General features: G+C 49.9%; 25 protein-coding genes and 1 pseudogene. 8 read left to right on the top strand and 18 right to left on the bottom strand.

Annotated features, from left to right (window positions below; all coding sequences use genetic code 11):
• Positions 1-139 precede the first annotated feature (139 nt).
• The 3 genes from O71_RS25075 (at position 140) to lysS (ending at position 2,907) form a co-directional block, all read left to right on the top strand.
• The gene (locus O71_RS25075; protein ID WP_237717691.1) at positions 140-595 is read left to right on the top strand and encodes a hypothetical protein; all 456 of its coding nucleotides are present in this window, start codon (positions 140-142) and stop codon (positions 593-595) included.
• Positions 592-1,167 carry a hypothetical protein gene (locus O71_RS25070; RefSeq protein WP_237717690.1) on the top strand — a complete coding sequence of 192 codons (576 nt, stop codon included), beginning with the start codon at positions 592-594 and terminating at the stop codon, positions 1,165-1,167. The genes O71_RS25075 and O71_RS25070 overlap by 4 nt, the downstream gene beginning before the upstream one ends.
• 213 nt (positions 1,168-1,380) lie before the next feature.
• On the top strand, positions 1,381-2,907 hold the full coding sequence (lysS, locus tag O71_RS03425; RefSeq protein WP_007653245.1) for a lysine--tRNA ligase: 1,527 nt from the start codon (positions 1,381-1,383) through the stop codon (positions 2,905-2,907).
• A 75-nt stretch (positions 2,908-2,982) separates the two neighbouring features.
• Here lysS and O71_RS03420 read toward each other — a convergent pair whose 3' ends face one another.
• From O71_RS03420 to O71_RS22460, 4 genes are all read right to left on the bottom strand, one after another.
• Positions 2,983-3,171: a hypothetical protein gene (locus O71_RS03420; protein ID WP_040573529.1), complete on the bottom strand. Its 189-nt coding sequence runs from the start codon at positions 3,169-3,171 to the stop codon at positions 2,983-2,985.
• A 20-nt stretch (positions 3,172-3,191) separates the two neighbouring features.
• Entirely contained in the window at positions 3,192-3,461 is a 270-nt protein-coding gene (locus O71_RS23655; protein ID WP_155800468.1) for a hypothetical protein, read from the bottom strand.
• 246 nt (positions 3,462-3,707) lie between these two features.
• Entirely contained in the window at positions 3,708-4,055 is a 348-nt protein-coding gene (locus O71_RS21375; RefSeq protein WP_007653241.1) for a YtxH domain-containing protein, read from the bottom strand.
• Positions 4,056-4,235: 180 nt separating this feature from the next.
• Positions 4,236-4,637 (bottom strand): CsbD family protein, encoded by a 402-nt coding sequence (locus O71_RS22460; RefSeq protein WP_007653235.1) that lies wholly within the window; start codon positions 4,635-4,637, stop codon positions 4,236-4,238.
• Positions 4,638-4,838: 201 nt separating this feature from the next.
• Here O71_RS22460 and O71_RS03405 point away from each other — a divergent pair, with 201 nt between their 5' ends.
• Entirely contained in the window at positions 4,839-5,069 is a 231-nt protein-coding gene (locus O71_RS03405) for a Kazal-type serine protease inhibitor (protein ID WP_007653234.1), read from the top strand.
• A gap of 17 nt (positions 5,070-5,086) precedes the next feature.
• Positions 5,087-5,458, top strand: a complete 372-nt coding sequence (locus tag O71_RS03400) for a cupin domain-containing protein (protein ID WP_007653231.1) — start codon at positions 5,087-5,089, stop codon at positions 5,456-5,458.
• Between the two features lie 201 nt (positions 5,459-5,659).
• Here the strand turns inward: O71_RS03400 and O71_RS03395 are convergent, their stop codons facing one another.
• The 12 genes and pseudogenes from O71_RS03395 to O71_RS03350 all read right to left on the bottom strand — a co-directional run bounded on the left by O71_RS03395 (position 5,660) and on the right by O71_RS03350 (position 13,912).
• Positions 5,660-6,478 (bottom strand): enoyl-ACP reductase, encoded by an 819-nt coding sequence (locus tag O71_RS03395; protein WP_007653229.1) that lies wholly within the window; start codon positions 6,476-6,478, stop codon positions 5,660-5,662.
• A gap of 201 nt (positions 6,479-6,679) precedes the next feature.
• Positions 6,680-8,359, bottom strand: coding sequence for a DNA repair protein RecN (gene recN, locus O71_RS03390; protein WP_007653227.1), 1,680 nt, complete (start codon positions 8,357-8,359; stop codon positions 6,680-6,682).
• Between the two features lie 75 nt (positions 8,360-8,434).
• The gene (locus O71_RS03385; RefSeq protein WP_007653225.1) at positions 8,435-8,665 is read right to left on the bottom strand and encodes a hypothetical protein; all 231 of its coding nucleotides are present in this window, start codon (positions 8,663-8,665) and stop codon (positions 8,435-8,437) included.
• A gap of 68 nt (positions 8,666-8,733) precedes the next feature.
• On the bottom strand, positions 8,734-9,054 hold the full coding sequence (locus O71_RS26275; RefSeq protein WP_007653223.1) for a DUF4835 family protein: 321 nt from the start codon (positions 9,052-9,054) through the stop codon (positions 8,734-8,736).
• Positions 9,051-9,604 (bottom strand): annotated as a pseudogene (locus O71_RS26270) (DUF4835 family protein). Before O71_RS26270 ends, O71_RS26275 begins: the two are co-directional and overlap by 4 nt.
• Positions 9,605-9,629: 25 nt before the next feature.
• On the bottom strand, positions 9,630-9,911 hold the full coding sequence (locus O71_RS26995) for a phosphopantothenoylcysteine decarboxylase (RefSeq protein WP_369750865.1): 282 nt from the start codon (positions 9,909-9,911) through the stop codon (positions 9,630-9,632).
• Positions 9,912-9,921: 10 nt separating this feature from the next.
• Positions 9,922-10,290 (bottom strand): phosphopantothenoylcysteine decarboxylase, encoded by a 369-nt coding sequence (locus O71_RS26990; RefSeq protein WP_007653217.1) that lies wholly within the window; start codon positions 10,288-10,290, stop codon positions 9,922-9,924.
• On the bottom strand, positions 10,274-10,771 hold the full coding sequence (locus O71_RS26985) for a flavoprotein (RefSeq protein ID WP_007653215.1): 498 nt from the start codon (positions 10,769-10,771) through the stop codon (positions 10,274-10,276). The genes O71_RS26990 and O71_RS26985 overlap by 17 nt, the downstream gene beginning before the upstream one ends.
• A gap of 68 nt (positions 10,772-10,839) precedes the next feature.
• Positions 10,840-11,166 carry a DNA-directed RNA polymerase subunit omega gene (locus O71_RS03360; protein ID WP_007653213.1) on the bottom strand — a complete coding sequence of 109 codons (327 nt, stop codon included), beginning with the start codon at positions 11,164-11,166 and terminating at the stop codon, positions 10,840-10,842.
• An 11-nt stretch (positions 11,167-11,177) separates the two neighbouring features.
• The gene (locus O71_RS25060) at positions 11,178-11,375 is read right to left on the bottom strand and encodes a hypothetical protein (protein WP_051017692.1); all 198 of its coding nucleotides are present in this window, start codon (positions 11,373-11,375) and stop codon (positions 11,178-11,180) included.
• Between the two features lie 2 nt (positions 11,376-11,377).
• On the bottom strand, positions 11,378-12,001 hold the full coding sequence (locus tag O71_RS03355) for an outer membrane protein assembly factor BamD (RefSeq protein ID WP_051017691.1): 624 nt from the start codon (positions 11,999-12,001) through the stop codon (positions 11,378-11,380).
• Positions 12,002-12,013: 12 nt separating this feature from the next.
• Positions 12,014-13,912, bottom strand: coding sequence for an OstA-like protein (locus O71_RS03350; RefSeq protein ID WP_051017690.1), 1,899 nt, complete (start codon positions 13,910-13,912; stop codon positions 12,014-12,016).
• 121 nt (positions 13,913-14,033) lie between these two features.
• On the opposite strand from O71_RS03350, the gene tilS (O71_RS03345) reads away from it, so the two are divergent.
• The 3 genes from tilS (O71_RS03345) to mdh all read left to right on the top strand — a co-directional run bounded on the left by tilS (O71_RS03345) (position 14,034) and on the right by mdh (position 16,533).
• Complete coding sequence (gene tilS, locus O71_RS03345) at positions 14,034-14,930, top strand: tRNA lysidine(34) synthetase TilS (RefSeq protein WP_051017689.1); 897 nt, start codon at positions 14,034-14,036, stop codon at positions 14,928-14,930.
• Positions 14,927-15,364 (top strand): tRNA lysidine(34) synthetase TilS, encoded by a 438-nt coding sequence (tilS, locus tag O71_RS25055; RefSeq protein ID WP_051017688.1) that lies wholly within the window; start codon positions 14,927-14,929, stop codon positions 15,362-15,364. The genes tilS (O71_RS03345) and tilS (O71_RS25055) overlap by 4 nt, the downstream gene beginning before the upstream one ends.
• 227 nt (positions 15,365-15,591) lie before the next feature.
• Positions 15,592-16,533, top strand: coding sequence for a malate dehydrogenase (gene mdh, locus O71_RS03340; RefSeq protein WP_007653210.1), 942 nt, complete (start codon positions 15,592-15,594; stop codon positions 16,531-16,533).
• Positions 16,534-16,623: 90 nt separating this feature from the next.
• On the opposite strand, the gene O71_RS03335 is transcribed toward mdh, so the two are convergent.
• Together O71_RS03335 and O71_RS03330 are read right to left on the bottom strand one after the other, a co-directional pair.
• The gene (locus tag O71_RS03335) at positions 16,624-16,992 is read right to left on the bottom strand and encodes a hypothetical protein (protein ID WP_007653208.1); all 369 of its coding nucleotides are present in this window, start codon (positions 16,990-16,992) and stop codon (positions 16,624-16,626) included.
• 31 nt (positions 16,993-17,023) lie between these two features.
• Positions 17,024-17,941 (bottom strand): rhomboid family intramembrane serine protease, encoded by a 918-nt coding sequence (locus tag O71_RS03330; RefSeq protein WP_007653206.1) that lies wholly within the window; start codon positions 17,939-17,941, stop codon positions 17,024-17,026.
• Positions 17,942-17,995 lie beyond the last annotated feature (54 nt).

Here is a 17,995-nt window from a genome sequence, read left to right as displayed (position 1 = left end):
ACAGCAACATGATAAGCGAAGAAAATATTTTTCACAACCATCGCATAAGTCATTGATAATCAATTAAATAAATTCACAAAAACCTTGTATTTATAAACAAAAATTGCAACTGTTAGCAGGTCAGAAATGTTGTAAATACATGAAAGAGAAAGAAGAAGAAAACATCATATCTATGTATCCGGAAGAGCAGAAACAGCTCGACAAGGAATGGTATAAATCTATTCCGGCGCAGGTGTTTCTGAACTATTTTTTCGCGATCAATTACCACCTGAACCACTACGAAGGTATGGGGCTGCAGCAGTTGGCTTTCTTTAGGGAAGTACCTGCCGAGCTCTCCGAAGAAGATGTGGAAGCAGTCAAAAAACTTTTGCTGAACAGCTGGAATACAGAGTATGCTTTGCGTACTACGGCAGAGCTGGGTGACGAGAGCTATATCCGAAATGCCCTGCACTGGACTTTCCCACAGGCTTACTATACCGTGTTTGCGAGCTTACAGGCATTCCTGCATACCCGCCAGATCAAGACCAGCAACGAGACCCTGGTAATGCGCGAAGCAGGCCGCCTGATCGTGAAGAATGCTATCCGCAGGCGATGAGCTTCTACGCATCCGGGCACTACGATGACTTCCGAATTAACCGTTTGCCACTGGCACACTACAAGCCGGGCTTGCAGATTGCCGGCAAAGAGCTTGAGGCACAGTCGCAAATCGGTCAGTTTCTGCGCACGACTCGTCGCATGAAGGCTAAAGCGGTACGGCAACAGGTACAGGGCAATGCAGCAACGGCTATTCGCAGCAATCGCACGGGCGAAGTGCTTCAGAAATTCGGTCCGCAGCACTGGCAGCAACTGACCTGGCGCATGGGTTATACCACCCTGTTTGACCTGCTGGCCAGACTGCGCATCTCCAACTCACACCGCGAAATCGAACGTTTCGTGCAGGCCGAGATCGATTTCAGGCTGTTCCACGAGTCGCTGCTCGATATAGTGAGCTACCTTAATGGAATACATGAGTGCTATGTGGCGCAGGCCATGAGTCTGCAGCAGTATGAGGCCTTTGTGCAGGAACTGCCAGCCTATCTGCAAAACTCCTTTGTGGCAGCCAGACTGCAGGACAAAGTAAAACCGCTTTTACAGGACGACGAGCAGCAACTCCGCACAGCTGCGTAAGTCCGATTTGTTCTACTACATATATGGGAGCCCCGGCAGGTTTTGCTTGCCGGGCTTTTTTTATCAGGATTTTTAGCGTCCGGAAGGATACACAGGATTGAGCTGTCTTTGGTAACTAACCTTTAACAATCAGTAATTAACCTTTTAAAAGCTGCCGATTATTTAGCAATTTTGCAGTTTATATATAACAGTCACATTTAGTACTAAAATCGCATGCAACTCAGCGAACAGGAACTACGCAGACGCCACGAGCGCGAAGAGCTGGAGAAAATGGGCATCAACCCATATCCATCCGAAACATTTGAAGTGACGGCCACGGCCAAAGAGATAAAGGAGAATTTCGATAAGGAGAAGAACAACTACCAGGAAGTAACCCTGGCTGGTCGTTTGATGAGTCGCCGCGTGATGGGCAAAGCCTCATTTGCTGAGCTGATGGACAGCACGGGTCGCATCCAGATCTATGTATCACGCGATGACATTGCACCAGGCGAAAACAAGGACATGTACAACACCGTGTTCAAGAAGATGCTCGACATCGGTGACTTCATCGGCATCAAAGGATACGCTTTTGTAACGCAGGTAGGCGAGATCTCGGTACACGTGACGGAATTGAAAGTCCTGACGAAGTCACTTCGCCCATTGCCTATTGTGAAGCGTGAGATTGACGAGAACGGCAACGAGATCGTGCACGACGGTTTTACGGATCCGGAGCTGCGTTACCGTCAGCGTTACGTGGACCTAATCGTGAACCCGCATGTGCGTGAGACTTTTAAGAAGCGTACACAGCTGGTGAGCACCATGCGTAACTTCCTTGCTGAAAAAGGTTACCTGGAAGTAGAAACGCCGATTCTGCAGCCTATACACGGCGGTGCTGCGGCTCGTCCGTTCAAGACGCACCACAACACACTGGATATGACGCTATACCTGCGCATTGCCAATGAGCTATACCTGAAGCGCCTCATCGTAGGTGGATTCGACGGTGTGTTTGAGTTTGCCAAGGACTTCCGTAACGAGGGTATGAGCCGTTTCCACAACCCGGAGTTTACGGTGATGGAGCTGTACGTTACCTACAAGGACTACAACTGGATGATGGATTTGGTAGAGGAGATGGTAGAAAAAGTCGCCCTTGCTCTGCACGGTAAAACAGAAGTACAGGTTGGCGAAAACCTGATCAACTTTGCCCGTCCATGGAAGCGCTACACCATGTACGAAGCCATTGAGCACTTCACGAAGATCGACATCTCGAACATGGAAGAACCGGAGCTTCGCCAGGCGGCGCAGCAATTGGGCATTCATGTGGACCCAACCATGGGCAAAGCCAAAATCATTGATGAGATATTCGGGGAGACGGCAGAGCCTAACCTGATACAGCCGACTTTCATCACAGATTACCCTGTGGAGATGAGCCCGCTTGCCAAGAAGCACCGCGACAAGCCAGGTTTGGTGGAGCGTTTCGAGGCCATCTGTAATGGCAAAGAAATCTGTAATGCCTTCTCGGAGCTGAATGACCCGGTTGATCAGCGTGCCCGCTTTGAGGAGCAGCTGGAACTGGCAAAACGCGGTGACGTGGAGGCCATGGCCCTGGACGAAGACTTCCTGCGTGCCCTGGAATACGGTATGCCACCAACCGCTGGCTTGGGTGTAGGTATAGATCGCCTGACCATGATCATGACAAACTCTAACTCCATTCAGGATGTGCTGTTCTTCCCACAAATGAAGCCAGAGAGAAGAGAAGAATAAAAGTTAATTTTCCATAAAACAGAAATGGCCCGCTATACCTTAGCGGGCCATTTCTGTTTTATGCTTATCTTCTTTCTATAGCTTTTCCTCGCCTGAAATTCTATCCTTCACTTTGTCCGTGGCATCTTTCAGGCTTTCTTCTTTTCCGACCCAGGAGTCAATTTTGGTCTTACCAGCACCTAACTTCTCGTTGATGCCGCGGCCTACCCAGGCGGCGGAGTCTGACAGGCGGCGACGGGTAATGCGGCCACTGTCGGGTGCCATGAGTATACCTGCCAGCACTCCTACGCTGCGCCGGCGAGCAAGCCCATGGCGACCCCCAAGGTCCCGCTGCTCTCATCATGCGAGCTGGAAGACGATGACCTGCGACTACCGCTGCTATACGCTGTACGTTGCTGCATTTTCGGCTGGTGCTTCGGCTCCCGCACAGAGGAGTGCGTTACATTTCCGCTCGTTTCTCTACCCACATGACTATTGGTAGACGATGATCTTGGGTTGTTGCTGTATGTACTTTTTGCCTCTCCCAGGCTGCTGTAATCCATTTTCGTTCTCATAGTTTGCTTTGGTTTTATTGTGAATTCTATTGCGCGAAATATTATACTCTTTAAAATAATAACGGGAGTAAAGTCCTAAGGTTAGCGCTGATCAAATCAGTAGCATCCAAAAACAAAGGCCTGTTCCGGTATGGAACAGGCCTTTCGCCTTCACAAAGCTTGTTTCCACCTCAGCGGGCACACGTGCCCCAGGAACAAGCCAAGTTTAAGTATACGTTTTGAATGGGCTATGCCCGGTGTGGCAGGTTATACGTTTGTTACAGTAGAGCCACCAGCATTTGTGCTGCCAGATGTACCAGTAGTAGAGCCGGTTGAGCCGGTTGAACCAGCTGATGAAGACGAACTGCCACCAGTGTTACCGCCTTCTTTATTGGCGCTGCCCATTTTGCTCATGGCCTCGTTGCTCATGTTTTTGATTTCGTCAAGGCCAGTCTGCAGGTTCTTCTCAAGATCTTTGCTTAGTTTGTTAGCCCACTTCTTGATACCGGTTCTGGTGTGTTCACCTGTGTCTGGAGCCATCAATAAGCCTGCAATTACACCAGCGCTAGCGCCTGCCAACAGTGCAAGCATGATCTTTCCGCTATTATCTTTCATAGTTCTGTTTATTATAAATTGTTGGATTTGGTTTCTTTAATATTAGCTATTGCCCTAATAACGACGAAGCTATGTATTAAGTTATAACTATACTACAGTTTTATGTTGTAGTGCATCTAAATAACGAAAAAAAGCTCAGCAAAACACTTTGCTGAGCTTTAAATTATGTTCCGTATTCTCTTACAAGTCTCTGATCACCTTCATGATCTCATTTTTGGTTTTGCCCAGTTTCTGCTGCAAACGTCCAAACAATTCGTCTTCCTGCCCTTCCACATAAGTCAGGTCATCATCGGTCAGGTCAGCGTAGTTTTTCTTCAACTGCCCCTTTACATCATCCCAGGATCCGCGCATAATCAGGCTGCTCCCATCATCGGTCACCTTGTTGCGTTCCAGCTTATCCATAAAGTTCTTGACAGTACGCTCCACGTCATCGCTTACTTTGGTGAGCGTTTTTTTCAGGCTATCGCGTGTGTCCAGGCCATTGTTTGGGGCGAGTAGTACACCGGCTACTACACCGGCTCCAATACCGGCCAGTGTGGCCAGCAGAATTTTTCCTTTTTCGTCGTTCATGTTGTTTATCATTTTCAGGTGCTGTTTATTTGATAAGGCGTAGCTCCTTCAGAATAGAAAGCATGGTCCTTATACCTGTATCTCGTTTAATTTACGTTCCAATACATACGGGTTGCTGCATACTTAGTTTGCAAGCCCTTATCTTTGCATACCAGCGTTTCTATTCTCTTTCTATTCAGTAGCACGTATAATACAACAATAAAATAAAACCTTATGAAAAAAACAGCCCTGGCATTAGCATTCCTGGCTATGGGAACCCTTTACTCCTGCAAAAACAGCGAAATAGCCTGCATTGACCAATCCAAGATCAACCCTGACCAGATGTGCACCATGCAGTATGACCCCGTATGCGGCTGCGACGGCAAAACTTACGGCAATGCCTGTGAGGCTGATCGTGCCGGCGTGACTTCTTACACCAAAGGCGAGTGCCCTGACAAATCCTAAGCTATACCTGCCAGCCTATGTCTGAGAAAAAATACTTCAAACAAACTAAGCCTTTTCGGGTACCTACCACCGACGGTAAGCTGATAGAAGAGCATTTCGGCAAAGCCTCTACCCATACCAGCGCCTTCAGCGTCGCGCATATGGTAGCCCCGCCGCACTGGGGGGAGGCGCATCAGACGCCGGAGTTCGACGAGATCACGATCGTGCTACGCGGCCGCAAGCTGATTGAGATTGACGGGGAGGAAGTGGTAGTGGAAGCCGGTGAGTCCATCCTGATCAAAGCAGGTGCCCGCATTCGTTACTCCAATCCTTACGATGAGGAGACTGAATACTGGTCTGTATGCGTACCTGCGTTTGACTTTACCAAAGTGAATCGCGAGGATGCATAATGCCGAGGTGTGGCGATGGGGCGCCTTAGGAGCTCCACGAGTATAACCCTGCCACCTGACGATCTAAACTATCTCTTACCTCACTTCAGATCGTTCAGAAAAGTATATCAAAAAAGCCCCTAGCACACTTAGTACCAGGGGCTCTTCATATTTCAGAGCATGTCAGATCTATTTTAAATCTCCAGATCTTCAAATCTGGAATTAAGACTGCTTATTAATCATCTCCACCACATCTTCAGAGATGCCCATGGCAGAGAAGCCGCCGTCGTGCATCAGGTTCTGCATGGTCACCATACGGGTCAGGTCAGAGAACAGGGTGATACAGTAGTCTGCGCAAGACTCAGCAGAGGCGTTGCCTAGTGGAGACATCTTGTCAGCATAGTCATAGAAAGCGTCGAAACCTCCTACACCTGTACCAGCGGTCGTCTTGGTCGGTGACTGCGACACTGTGTTCACACGTACCTTATTCAGCTTGCCCAGGCGGTAGCCATAGTTACGCGCAATAGACTCAAGCACAGCCTTTGCATGTGACATGTCAGTATAATCAGGGAACACACGCTGCGCCGCGATATACGAAAGCGCTACGATAGAACCCCACTCATTCATGGCGTTCTGCTTCTCAGCTACGTGCATCACCTTGTGGAAAGAAATGGCTGAGATGTCCAGCGTCTTCAGGAACCAGTCGTAGTTCAGGTCGCCGTAAGACTTGCCTTTACGGATGTTCGGGCTTGAGCCGATTGAGTGCAGCACGAAGTCGATCTTACCGCCTAAAATTTCCTGAGCTTTTGTAAACAGGTTTTCCAGATCCTCAACAGAAGTAGCGTCGGCAGGTATAACCTGAGCGTTGCAAGCTTCAGCCAGCTTGTTGATCTCACCCATACGCATTGCGATCGGGGCATTTGTCAGCACAAACTCAGCACCCTCTTCATGGGCACGCATCGCAACTTTCCAGGCGATAGACTTCTCGTCAAGCGCTCCGAAAATGATTCCTTTCTTTCCTTTAAGCAGATTGTAAGACATGTATTTGTCAGGTTAATGTTTCACATTTTCAGGATTTCTGCCAACCAGGTATAGCCAGCAGAAATCAGGCAGCAATATAGCAATAACTAGGTATAACTCAAGTTAAGATCGGCCATCATTCACACAAGCCCATTTCTCCGTTAGCCCCCTCTCCTATTTTAAGTATGCGGCCCTGAGCAAAGAAGCGACATTGAGTGTATATTACAGCGAAAGCAACTCTTTGGCACTCTTGTAAGCACTTGCACTAGGGTTGGCACCTGCTATCATGTGCGCTATTTCATCTACACGCTCTTTGTCGCTCAGTTTCTTCACACGGCTGATCGTTCGGTCTTCGGTATCATGCTTGTACACGAAGTAATGGGAGTTACCCTGCGCTGCAATCTGCGGCAAGTGCGAAATGGCAATAATCTGGTGCTTCTGCGCCATCTGCTGCATCATCCTGCCCACTTTCACGGCTACCTCACCGGATATGCCTGTGTCGATCTCGTCGAATACGATGGTTGGCAGGGCAGTTTTATCGGCCAGCATGTACTTGATGCTGAGCATCAGTCGGGAGAATTCACCGCCTGAGGCAGCTTTTACCAATGACTGCGGCTGCGCACCTTTGTTTGCACTGAACAAAATACTGATCTCGTCAGTACCTGTTGCAGTTGGTGCAGCGGCTTTGTGCTGAATGACAATGCGGGCGTTTGGCATACCAAGTTCGGCCAGCAAGGTATAGAGTTCCTGCTCGAACTGACCAAACGAAGCCTTACGACGCTCCGAAAGCACAGCGGCTTTCTCCAGCATCTCCTTCTCCGCATCCTTCATGGCTTTTTCGGTGCTGGAAAGGGCATTATCCAGGTTAAGTACACTGCCTACTTTGCCTTCCAGTTCACGCTGAATCTCGAGCAGTTCGGCAATAGTTTGTACCTGGTGCTTGCGCTGCAAGGTATAGATGGTGTTAAGCCGCTCCTGTACCTCCGTAGTGCGGGCCGGATCGGCTTCGGTGCGGCGCTCAGCATCTTCGAGTTCACCTGCCACGTCATTAAGCTCAATCATGCAGCTTTCGGTGCGGGTGCGCAACTCTTCATACTTCGGTGAGAAAGCCGCCAATTGCCCGATCAGCTGCACTGTGTCTTTCAGCGCGGAGGTGATGTTAAACTCTGACTCTGTCAGGTACTGCACCGCCTGCGTCAGCTTCAGCTTGATGTCTTCGGCGTTCTCCAGTTCCTTAAGCTCTGTCTCCAGCTGCTCCTGTTCATCTTCCTGCAGGTTGATCTCCTCCAGTTCATTGAGCAGGAAAGTGTTGTAGTCCAGTTCCTTCTGCGCCTGCGCAAGCTGGTCGTTCAGTTTCTTATAATCGCTTTCGAGCTTCTTATACTTGCGGTACGTCTCGTTATAATCTTTCAGGTATGACAGGTTGCCTGCATAGATATCCAGCGAAGTGTTGCCGGCATAAATGTCGAGGATATTGAGTTGGAAGCTGGTGTCGCCCAACTGCAGTGTGTCGTGCTGCGAGTGGATGTCCATCAGGTTCTCGCCTATCTTGCGCAGCACGTCCAGCGTTACCGGGGTGTCGTTCACAAAGGCGCGTGACTTTCCGCTTGGGCTGATCTCACGACGCAGGATGCAGTGTTCGTCAAAGTCTAAGTCCTCAGCTAAAAACACCTCTTTGAGGTTGTACTGCGAAATATCAAATACCCCCTCAATCACGCACTTCTGCTCCTGGTTGAAGAGCAGTTTAGAGTCGGCGCGGTTACCGAGCAGCAAACCTATCGCGCCCAGCATAATGGACTTACCGGCACCGGTTTCACCTGTTATAATATTGAGCACTGGCGATGGGTTCATTTCCAACTGCTCTATCAGTGCGTAGTTTTTTATTTTAAGATCAATCAGCATATATAAGGATGCAAGATGCTAGTCACAAGGTATAAGATTTAATACCCGGACTTAGTTCGATAATTTGGGTGTATTTTAATAAGGTGCTTCGATGTCGTAAATCACTTCCTCCACCTCGGGCACAGGTATGGTATGTTTGTGCCTGCGACCATCGAGCAACTCCAACTCCTGGACTGACACATGCTGCAGTACCCCCTGCACAACCACGCGGTTTCTCAACACCACTTGCACCGTCTGCTGTTGCAGAAGATCAGGCAGGTGATCGGCCAATTGGTTTCGATAGATTCTGATCTGGCGTTTGCCCATAGGTGATTGCGCAGGTATAGCCCTCCGCCCCGTGAAGATACGCGCTTTCTGTGAAATTTGGAAAAGGCTTAGCGTTGGAGCAGCACTTCGTACTTGGTGTTGTTGGTAGGATCCACCTGCGTGAGTAAGGTATAGGCGGCTTGCTTATCAGCCGGAGCGGCCGATTTGAAAATATTCACCAGTTCATCTGACTTGGCCTCAAAGAATGAACGGATCAGAGCAGCGCCGGGCTTCTGCTGCGATATCTTCTGGATGTTCCGCAGCACTTCGAGTGTCGCCTTGCGGGCTTTCTCAGGGTCCTGTGCCATCAGGTCCATCCCCTGGCGGTGCATGGTATAGATGCCCTCACGGAAAGGTATAAACACCGGATCCTGTATGTTGTCGATCATCCAGTAGCGGTTGCGATTGCCTTCAAACGGACGCCAGCCCGGGAAAATGGAGTCTGCGAAGCTGCCAGGTTCAGGATGCCACGTGCCCGGTCAAAGGAAGGTGAGCCGCCCAGTCTGGCAAAGCTGTCGTTATCCATCCCGATGATCATATAGCATAGTATGCCAGCATGGCTGACAGGTTGCCGGTAAAATTGTTTTCGGCAAAGTCGAGCGGTTGGGCCTCGTTAAACTGGAAAAGCCAGTCACGGTCGATAAAAGAGAAAAGCGTGGACTCGTAGCCGGTGCCATAAGCTGGCCGTACGGATACGATCTGTACATTGGCGCGGAAAGTACCTACCTCGGGCATTTCAGTCAGGTTGATGAGCATACGGCATTTGATGCGTTCATCCACCCGGTAAGACTGATTAGTCCAGCGGCGGTTGTTCATAAACTCAAAAATGCGGTTTTGCATTTCGGTGAACAGTTGCCGGTTGGCAAAAGCTACCTGTTCGCTGTTGACCACCACATCGCACTGCAACTCCTGGGCACGGGCTCCCAAGGCTACTCCCATCACACACAGCAAAACAAACAGTCGCTTAAGCATAGAGTCTCTCCCAAATCAGGTTCACGATATCCTGTGCCACTTCGCTTTTATGCTTCAGTTCAAAAGCCGTGGTCGTATCTTTCTCAATAATAGTGATTTTATTTGTATCGTGCTTAAAACCAGCGCCCGGATCATTGAGGGAGTTCAGCACAATCATGTTCAGGTTCTTCTTCTGCAGCTTCTCGCGGGCATTGCTGTCTTCATTATCCGTCTCCAGGGCAAATCCCACGGCAAACTGATCTTGCCGCTTTTCTTTGCCGAGTGCCGCTGCTATATCAACGTTCTTAACGAGTTCGATTGTCAGTTCGGCACCGGCTTTTTTTTATTTTTCGGTCTGCTACTACTTTGGGTTTGTAATCGGCAACGGCAGCGGCAAATACCCAGATATCAGCCGCAGGAGCCTGCTGCTTTACCGCCGCATACATTTCATCGGCAGTCGTGACAGGTATAACCTTGATGGCATCATGCTGCGCCTGCAGGTTTGTTGGCCCTGCCACCAGCTGCACCTGAGCACCGCGGCTGGCAAAGCACTCGGCCAGCGCATAGCCCATTTTACCTGTTGAGTGGTTGCCAATAAAACGCACCGGATCAATTGGTTCGTATGTCGGGCCGGCAGTCAGGACGACGGTTTTGCCCTTAAACAGTTTTTCCAATGCCTGTGAAGTGATTTTCTAATACGCGAATAATTTCCTCTGGCTCTGCCATACGCCCCTGCCCCACCAGTCCACTGGCAAGTTCGCCATATCCGGCCTCAATGATGAAGTTGCCATAGCCGCGCAGCCTGGTAAAGTTGGCCTGCACCGCAGGGTGCTGGTACATATCCAGGTCCATAGCCGGTGCCACAAACACCGGGCAGCGTGCTGACAGGTAGGTAGCCGACAAGAGATTATCGCAAAAACCGTTGGCAAACTTGGCCACTGTGTTGGCACTGGCAGGTGCTACCACCATGGCATCGGCCCAGAGGCCCAGCTCCACATGGTTGTTCCAGACACCCTGCTCATTGAGCACGAATTCAGTGAGCACAGGCCGCTTGGAGAGGGTAGCTAAAGTGAGCGGGGTTATAAAGGCAGAAGCAGAAGTGGTCAGGATGACCTGCACTTCTGCTTCTGCTTTTACGAGTAAGCGAACTAGCATGGCTGCCTTATACGCAGCTATACTTCCGCAGACCCCCAATACTATTTTCCGATTCCGGAGCATGCGCCTTACAGCGATATTTCGTCAGTCTCTTCGTCTGGTGTGCGCACGTATACTTTACCTTCCAGGAATTCCTCAATAGCAAGGCTGGTAGGCTTTGGCAGGCGCTCGTAGTATTTAGAAATTTCGATCTGCTCACGGTTCTCAAACACCTCCTCCAGGTTGTCCACTGTGGTGGCAAACTCGGCCAGCTTAGAGTTCAACTCTTCTTTCAGCTTCACAGAGATCTGGTTGGCTCTTTTAGAGATAACCGAAACAGACTTGTACACATTGCCGGTCTGCTCTGCAAAGTCGGCCATGTTACGGGTAACGATTGATGATGGAACGATTGCCATATATACTTGCTTTATGAATTGCTTGGGTTGTTTTTCTTTATTTTCTCGAGCTCCGATTGCGCGTTGGCGTATACCTGCTCAGCACTACGCAGGTAACTGCTGTCGGGATACTGGTCGATGAAGGCCTGGTAAAAATCAATGGCTTCCATGAAACGCTCCTGCTGCTTGTCCGGCACGCTTTCCAGCGCAAAGCGGTATTGTGCATCCACTCTCAGGTAAGCTGCCTGCTCACTGTAGGGCGAAGACGGGTTTCGCGCAAAAAGTTCGTAAATGCCACTACGGCAGACTTGTAATAGCGCAGCTTGTAGTATAAGCGGGCACTTTCAAAAGCTTTCAGATCCAGCTTAGCGCTCAGATCATCGAACATCTTATTGGCCTCTGCTGAGAACTGGCTGCTTGGGTAGCGTACCAGGAATTCCTGGATCGACTCCATAGCCGTGATGGTGCTAGTCTGATCCTGCTCGAAGTCCGGTGAGTCGTTGTAAAGTGACTTAGCCTGCAGGAACATAGCCTCCTCTGCCATCTCACTACGCGGGTAGGTTTCGTAGAAGGTACGGAACTGGAAGGCACTCAGCATGTACTCCCGCTGCTGGTAATGTGTGTTGGCGTAGTAGAAACGGGCTCTCTCAGCCTCTTCTCTACCCGTCATCAAAGGCATCACCTGCTCAAGCAGTTGGTTTGCACGGTAGTAGTCCCCTTTCTCGTAGTACTCGAGTGCGGCTTTGTATTTCAGATCAACGTCGTTGCTTTTTAACAGCTTTTGGAAGTTGCTGCAGCTGGTTGTAAAAACCAACAGGCACAACAATACGACGGTATGCAGGATTCCTCTGTTCATGAACGGGCAAAATTATACAATATCCCTGTGATTTACAAGCGTGAATATAGCGTGTTTACTTGCGGGCTGGCGACTGCTTGGCAGCTCCTGCAGCAGCTTTTTAGCTGGCGTCTGGCCTGACTTGTTGCCAGCTGCTTTGCCTTTGGCAGGAGCAGCGGCTTTAGTAGGCACATCCGGCGCTTTCACCGGTTCGCGCGGAGCCAGTACCTCTTTTTTATCAGGCCTGAGTTCTTCGAGCCAGGCAAATCCTTCAAGCCTTCGGTCACTAGCCTGCAGTTCGTGCGGCGGTATGAACTTTGCGTCCGGATTTACAAGAAACGAAATAGATTTCAGTTTATTTTCCGCAAAGTTCAAAACCATGTCGCTACACACAGCCCGGTTCATACCTGTTAGCACCGAATCACCTTCCAAGGCAAAGTAAATACTCTCTCCATTGCCGTTCACATTTACACGTCGCATACGCCCGTCCTGGAAGTGCGCCACCATGTTACGGCCCTTCACCTGGTTGTAATTCCGGAGTGAGTCTTCAGAAGTGATAAAGGAGTTACTGAAAATGTACATCTTGTCGATGGTCTTGTTTCGCATGTGGATGCGGATGGTATCGCCCACGATCTGGCTCTGCTCACTCCACAGGGTCGGGTTGCGGTGCATGTACATCAGCGAGTCGGTACGGTTGTAGCTGAGAGAGTCGCAGGTGCCCTGCAGGTCTGATTTGAAGATCTTGACGTTATTGAAAGCAAACAGCATACTTGGCTGTCCGTCTGCCTTAGCCTCGCGGGAGATAAGTGAATCGGCGGCCATGTAAAGCGTGTCACCATCCATGATTGACTCCATCACCGGACTGCCCCATACCTTGGCTACCCCCTGATCTCGCCAGTAGCGGCCGACTTGCCCACGTATGGTCACGTCGTCTTTGAGCGAGCGCATGGTCATGTTCACCTTCGCCTCTCCATAGCCGCGGGCTTCGTCATAATACAGATCATCTCCCCCCAAGCGGTATTCCGGCGTTACGATATAGGCATTACGTCCGAAACGGGATACTTTGGTAATAGTATTATAAGTACCCTGCTCTGCGTACAGGTCGCCATTCTGACCTTTGATGAAGGTTGGTCCCTGGAAGTACACCACTTTACTCTCTGTGTTGTAGCGCATGTTCTGCGCTGTGATCTCGTAGTCAGCTGAAAACACTTTCACGTTCTGCTGAAAGGTAAAGACTTTGGTATTGGTGTCGTAAGTACCGCGCTGGCTCTGCAAGCGGTTCTCAGGGTCTACAATGGTTCCGCCCTCGGTATAGACTGCCGTGCGGTTTTCCAGGTTATAATCAAGCGTAGGCGTGGTCAGTGTCATACGCGGATCCTGCATGGTCACACCGCCACTCATTCTGGCAGTGCGTTTTGCACCATCGTATATGGCCTTCGTACCGGTCATGGTAACAGTATCTGCCTGGTTGATACGCACGTTGCCGAATGCCTCCAGTATCTCACTGTCACGGTATTGGTACACGGAGTCGGCATAAAGAAACGTCTCCTTTTGCTTAAAGATCACATTCCCAATCAGCTTATTCACGCGTCTCCCATTGATCGTAGTACCAATCAGGTCATCAGCACTCTCCAGTTGCACACGATCCTGCTGGCCCTGCTGTTGAGGACCCTGCTGGGCCGGCGTCTGCCCCGGACGTGCGGACTCCGGCTGCTGGTTCATGCGGGGCTGTGAAGGGGCCTGCTGTGGCTGATTCATGCGCGGCTGCGGTGGCTGTTGCTGCGGCACAATTTTGGGCGGCTGTGGCGGCTTTACCTGCTGCGTAGCCTGCCGCACAGTCACCGGTGGTTTCTGCTGCTGTTGCTCCTGCGCCAAAACTGTCAGCGACAATAGCGTAAACAGAATAGAATAAACTAATTTTGTGGTGTTCATGCTTTATGGACAAAAGACAATGGCCTGCTAAGTATGACGTTTCGTTTCAACGTTTCATATACCTGCGGCCTTTGCCTGTTCTTAACTTCAAAATTATAAAAAATATACCAGCCGCTGCCTTATGCTACAGAAAGTTTCCGGTTTCATACAATCACACAACCTTTGCGAGCCCGACAGCAAAATACTGGCGGCTGTCAGCAGCGGCATCGATTCAATTGTGCTTTGCGAAGTACTGCACCAGCTCAAATATACCTTTGCCATTGCGCACTGCAACTTTGGCCTTCGCGACGAAGATGCTGAGGCTGACCAGCTTTTCGCCAAAAAGCTGGCCAAAAAGTACGATGTGCCTTTCTTTACCGAAAATTTCGACACCCGCGCCTTCGCCACGCAGGAGAAACTCTCGATCCAGATGGCGGCCCGCACCCTGCGCTATACCTGGTTTGAACAGGTTCGCCAGCAGGAAGGTTACGACTACATCGCCACGGCCCACCATAGCAACGACCTGACAGAGACCATATTGCTCCACCTGACCAAGGGCACAGGTATAGCCGGCCTGCATGGCATACCTGCCAAAAACGGGCATATCATCCGGCCAATGCTTACCGTTACCAAAGACGATATCTTCGATTTCGTGACGGAGCAACGGCTGATCTGGCGCGAAGACACCTCAAACGAGACGACCAAGTACCAGCGCAACAAAATCAGGCATGAGGTAATTCCGGTGCTCAAGGAAATCAACCCAAACCTCGAGGAAACCATGCAGCACACAGCCGAGCGGGTGAGCCAGGCCGAAGCCATCGTACACACTTACATTGACAACCTGCGCCAGCAAAGTATAAAGGAGGCCGAAGACGCCGTATACCTGTCGCTGGTCCCCCTACAGAACGCAACCGGTCTGCCAGTAGTGCTACATGAGTTGCTTCGCCCCTTCAACTTCAGCTATACTGTGGTGCTGGAGCTGGTAAAGGCATTGGAAGGCTATCCGGTAAACAGTTCGACTCGCCTAGCCATACCTTGATAAAGGACCGCGAACAGCTTGTGATCACCCCGCGTAACCTGAGCCGCTTTGGGAGTGTGACGATTGCAGAAGGCCAGACGGAAGTGGATGAGGAACACGTGCAAATGACATTGCGCTACGTACCTGCCAGTGCGTATAAGCTCAACACCAAACCGCATGTAGCTGCCCTGGATGCCGGCTTGCTTAAATTCCCGCTGAAACTGCGCTCATGGCAGGAAGGCGACTGGTTTGTGCCGCTGGGTATGAACGGCAAGAAAAAAATCAGTGATTTTCTGATCGACAAGAAGATTCCAGCCAACCTTAAAGCAAAAACGCTGGTATTGGTATCTGACCAGTCTATCGTCTGGATAGCCGGCCACCGACTTGACAACCGCTTTAAAGTGACGGAGAAGACAGAGCAGGTGCTGGAGATTTCTTTGAAACGTACATCGTAGCACGTATCAAGTAGCAGAATTTTGGTGTAGACGTTTAGAGTGAGGCGCCTCCTAGCAGGTCACTGTTTCAGGAAGACAGTCACTTTCTTTTTGTCTGAAGCCTTGAATATGAAAAATCGTGCAATGTGTTGCGTGATACTTGCTACTAAACACGCTTTTAATAATAGATTTTTCTAATTTTACGGAAGTAAACCGAATCTCAAACCATAATTAAAGTATATCCTACAATGAAAGTAACCGTAGTTGGAGCTGGTAACGTGGGTGCAACGTGCGCCGATGTATTGGCTTACCGCGAAATCGCGAACGAAGTAGTTTTAGTGGATATTAAAGAAGGTTTTGCTGAGGGCAAAGCGCTTGATATCTGGCAGAAAGCCCCCATCAACCTGTACGACACGCGCACTGTTGGCGTAACCAACGATTACAGCAAGACTGCTGGTTCTGACGTGGTAGTGATCACTTCTGGTCTGCCGCGCAAGCCGGGCATGACGCGCGATGACCTGATCTCTACCAATGCCGGCATCGTGCAGTCGGTAACTGAGAACATCGTAAAGCACTCTCCTGACGCCATCATCATCGTGGTTTCTAACCCACTTGACGTGATGACCTATGCGGCACACATCACTTCCAAGCTGCCACGCACCCGCGTAATGGGTATGGCTGGTATCCTGGACACTGCCCGTTACCGTGCATTCCTGGCTGAGGCCCTGAACGTATCTCCAAAAGACATACAGGCAGTATTGATGGGTGGCCACGGCGACACCATGGTTCCACTTCCACGCTACACGACGGTTGGCGGTATACCTGTAACGGAGCTGATCGACGAAGAAACACTGAACGCTATTGTTGACCGCACCAAGAACGGTGGTGGCGAACTGGTGAAACTGATGGGTACTTCTGCCTGGTACGCACCGGGTTCAGCAGCTGCTCAGATGGTGGAGGCAATCGTACGCGACCAGCGTCGTGTATTCCCTGTTTGCGTGAAGTTGGAAGGTGAGTACGGCATCGACGGCGTATACCTGGGTGTTCCGGTAATCCTGGGCAAAAACGGTATCGAGAAGATCATCGAACTGCAACTGAACGAAGACGAGAAGCAACTGCTGGAGACGTCACGCGGTCACGTGAAAGAAGTAATGGATGCGCTGGATAACATCAACGCAGCCAAAGCTTAATCGCTATACCTGCTTATCCATACAAAAAGCGCCGCTTCTGCAAAGGAGCGGCGCTTTTTGTTTATGTATTTTAATTCTGAAAGCAAAGGATTAATCAAGCTGTCCGCTTTTCAGTTTATTCCATTCTTTTCTTTTGACCAAGTTTTCATCAAGGCTGATTAATATTGCGCCTTTACTAGCCGCATCTCCATAAACTGCTTTCGCTTCCTCTTGTTTCATAATCTCCACACTGGAGAATTTTTCCGTACCAATTCGTTCTAATTGACTTTTTATCTCTTTATCAATTACTACCTTTTCCTGTCCATAGGTAATAACATATAAAGGTTGCCGGCTAGGGTTCAACAGTTTGGGGCTGCAATCTATCCTAATCACAACAGACTTAGTCGAATCTACACTTTGCCCATAGCTACTACTTGCAACTATAAAAAAGAGGATAAGGATAGCTAATAATTGCTTCATAAGAGGAGCTTTCAGAGATAATAATCTATTACTAATCCTTCTGACTCGCCTGAAACAGCTTCTGCTTCTCTTCTTTCGAAAGGCTCTCGTAGCCTGACACAGAGATCTTATCCAAAATCAGATCGATTTCCATCTGGCTGGGTTTACCGGCATAGCCAGTGTGGTAACCGGAGTTGTTACGGGCGCCATTATTCCCCACAGTCGCTTTCTGCCGGTGCGTTACTTTCAGTTTCGGTCGGCGTTTAAACAGACCGGTAAAAAAGTCCATGGTGCCATGCAACGGACGGCCCATGTCGCGGCCGCGCTGCAACTGCTTAATGAATAGCCACCCAAAGAGGGCGCCGCCTAAGTGGGCGATGTTACCACCGGCATTGTCGCCAATCGCTCCGGAAATAGAAAGTATCACCAGAAAGGCTGCGATGTACTTGATGCGCACCGGACCGATGATAAGCAGGTTAAAGGTATAGTTCGGTATCAGCGTGGCAGCTGCTACAACCACCGCCAGTACACTCGCTGAGGCACCGATCATCACGGCATACGCGGCACGATCGGCAAAGTATGGAATCAGGTTGTAACTCAGGATGTAGAGCAAACCACCGGCTATACCTCCCAGTATGTAGAGGCTCAGTAATTTTTTTTCACCAAGATACTCCCTGATCAACTGCCCGAACCAGTAAAGGTTGAGCATGTTGAAGATGATGTGCAGGAAACCCTCGTGCGTGAAGAAATATGAAATGATCGTCCAGGGGCGGGTGATGAAAACGAGCGGGTCAGAGGGCAGTGCGATAAAACGCATCAAGCCACTGTAAGCCCAGCTGCTACTGGTCAGGAACAACACAGTCCGGAGCGTGATCAGCACCACAAAAACAATGACGTTGATGAGGATAAGCTGCTTCAAGGTGTTGTTCGGCTGCCGGAAAGAGTCTTTTATGTCTTGGATAATACTCATTATACCTGTTAGCTGAAAAGAGCGGGAAGGCTTTTGCGCCTTACTATCTTATAC

It is taken from the genome of Pontibacter sp. BAB1700 (assembly GCF_000277005.1).
Classification (GTDB): Bacteria; Bacteroidota; Bacteroidia; order Cytophagales; family Hymenobacteraceae; genus Pontibacter; species Pontibacter lucknowensis.
The sequence above is the reverse complement of the archived record's forward strand: the minus strand, read 5'-3'. Positions and strand labels throughout refer to the sequence as shown.

What these genes read in the sequence shown, in the direction of transcription:
- O71_RS03355 (WP_051017691.1), bottom strand. Translation starts at nt 12,001, where the DNA reads ATGAACAGAGGAATCCTGCATACCGTCGTATTGTTGTGCCTGTTGGTT.
- O71_RS03335 (WP_007653208.1), bottom strand. Translation starts at nt 16,992, where the DNA reads ATGAAGCAATTATTAGCTATCCTTATCCTCTTTTTTATAGTTGCAAGT.
- O71_RS03395 (WP_007653229.1), bottom strand. Translation starts at nt 6,478, where the DNA reads ATGTCTTACAATCTGCTTAAAGGAAAGAAAGGAATCATTTTCGGAGCG.
- O71_RS03400 (WP_007653231.1), top strand. Translation starts at nt 5,087, where the DNA reads ATGTCTGAGAAAAAATACTTCAAACAAACTAAGCCTTTTCGGGTACCT.
- O71_RS25070 (WP_237717690.1), top strand. Translation starts at nt 592, where the DNA reads ATGAGCTTCTACGCATCCGGGCACTACGATGACTTCCGAATTAACCGT.
- O71_RS26985 (WP_007653215.1), bottom strand. Translation starts at nt 10,771, where the DNA reads ATGCTAGTTCGCTTACTCGTAAAAGCAGAAGCAGAAGTGCAGGTCATC.
- O71_RS03420 (WP_040573529.1), bottom strand. Translation starts at nt 3,171, where the DNA reads ATGGCACCCGACAGTGGCCGCATTACCCGTCGCCGCCTGTCAGACTCC.
- O71_RS21375 (WP_007653241.1), bottom strand. Translation starts at nt 4,055, where the DNA reads ATGAAAGATAATAGCGGAAAGATCATGCTTGCACTGTTGGCAGGCGCT.
- lysS (WP_007653245.1), top strand. Translation starts at nt 1,381, where the DNA reads ATGCAACTCAGCGAACAGGAACTACGCAGACGCCACGAGCGCGAAGAG.
- O71_RS03330 (WP_007653206.1), bottom strand. Translation starts at nt 17,941, where the DNA reads ATGAGTATTATCCAAGACATAAAAGACTCTTTCCGGCAGCCGAACAAC.
- O71_RS03385 (WP_007653225.1), bottom strand. Translation starts at nt 8,665, where the DNA reads ATGGGCAAACGCCAGATCAGAATCTATCGAAACCAATTGGCCGATCAC.
- O71_RS23655 (WP_155800468.1), bottom strand. Translation starts at nt 3,461, where the DNA reads ATGAGAACGAAAATGGATTACAGCAGCCTGGGAGAGGCAAAAAGTACA.
- O71_RS03405 (WP_007653234.1), top strand. Translation starts at nt 4,839, where the DNA reads ATGAAAAAAACAGCCCTGGCATTAGCATTCCTGGCTATGGGAACCCTT.
- O71_RS26275 (WP_007653223.1), bottom strand. Translation starts at nt 9,054, where the DNA reads ATGATCGACAACATACAGGATCCGGTGTTTATACCTTTCCGTGAGGGC.
- mdh (WP_007653210.1), top strand. Translation starts at nt 15,592, where the DNA reads ATGAAAGTAACCGTAGTTGGAGCTGGTAACGTGGGTGCAACGTGCGCC.
- tilS (WP_051017689.1), top strand. Translation starts at nt 14,034, where the DNA reads ATGCTACAGAAAGTTTCCGGTTTCATACAATCACACAACCTTTGCGAG.
- O71_RS03360 (WP_007653213.1), bottom strand. Translation starts at nt 11,166, where the DNA reads ATGGCAATCGTTCCATCATCAATCGTTACCCGTAACATGGCCGACTTT.
- recN (WP_007653227.1), bottom strand. Translation starts at nt 8,359, where the DNA reads ATGCTGATTGATCTTAAAATAAAAAACTACGCACTGATAGAGCAGTTG.
- O71_RS03350 (WP_051017690.1), bottom strand. Translation starts at nt 13,912, where the DNA reads ATGAACACCACAAAATTAGTTTATTCTATTCTGTTTACGCTATTGTCG.
- O71_RS22460 (WP_007653235.1), bottom strand. Translation starts at nt 4,637, where the DNA reads ATGATAAACAACATGAACGACGAAAAAGGAAAAATTCTGCTGGCCACA.
- O71_RS25075 (WP_237717691.1), top strand. Translation starts at nt 140, where the DNA reads ATGAAAGAGAAAGAAGAAGAAAACATCATATCTATGTATCCGGAAGAG.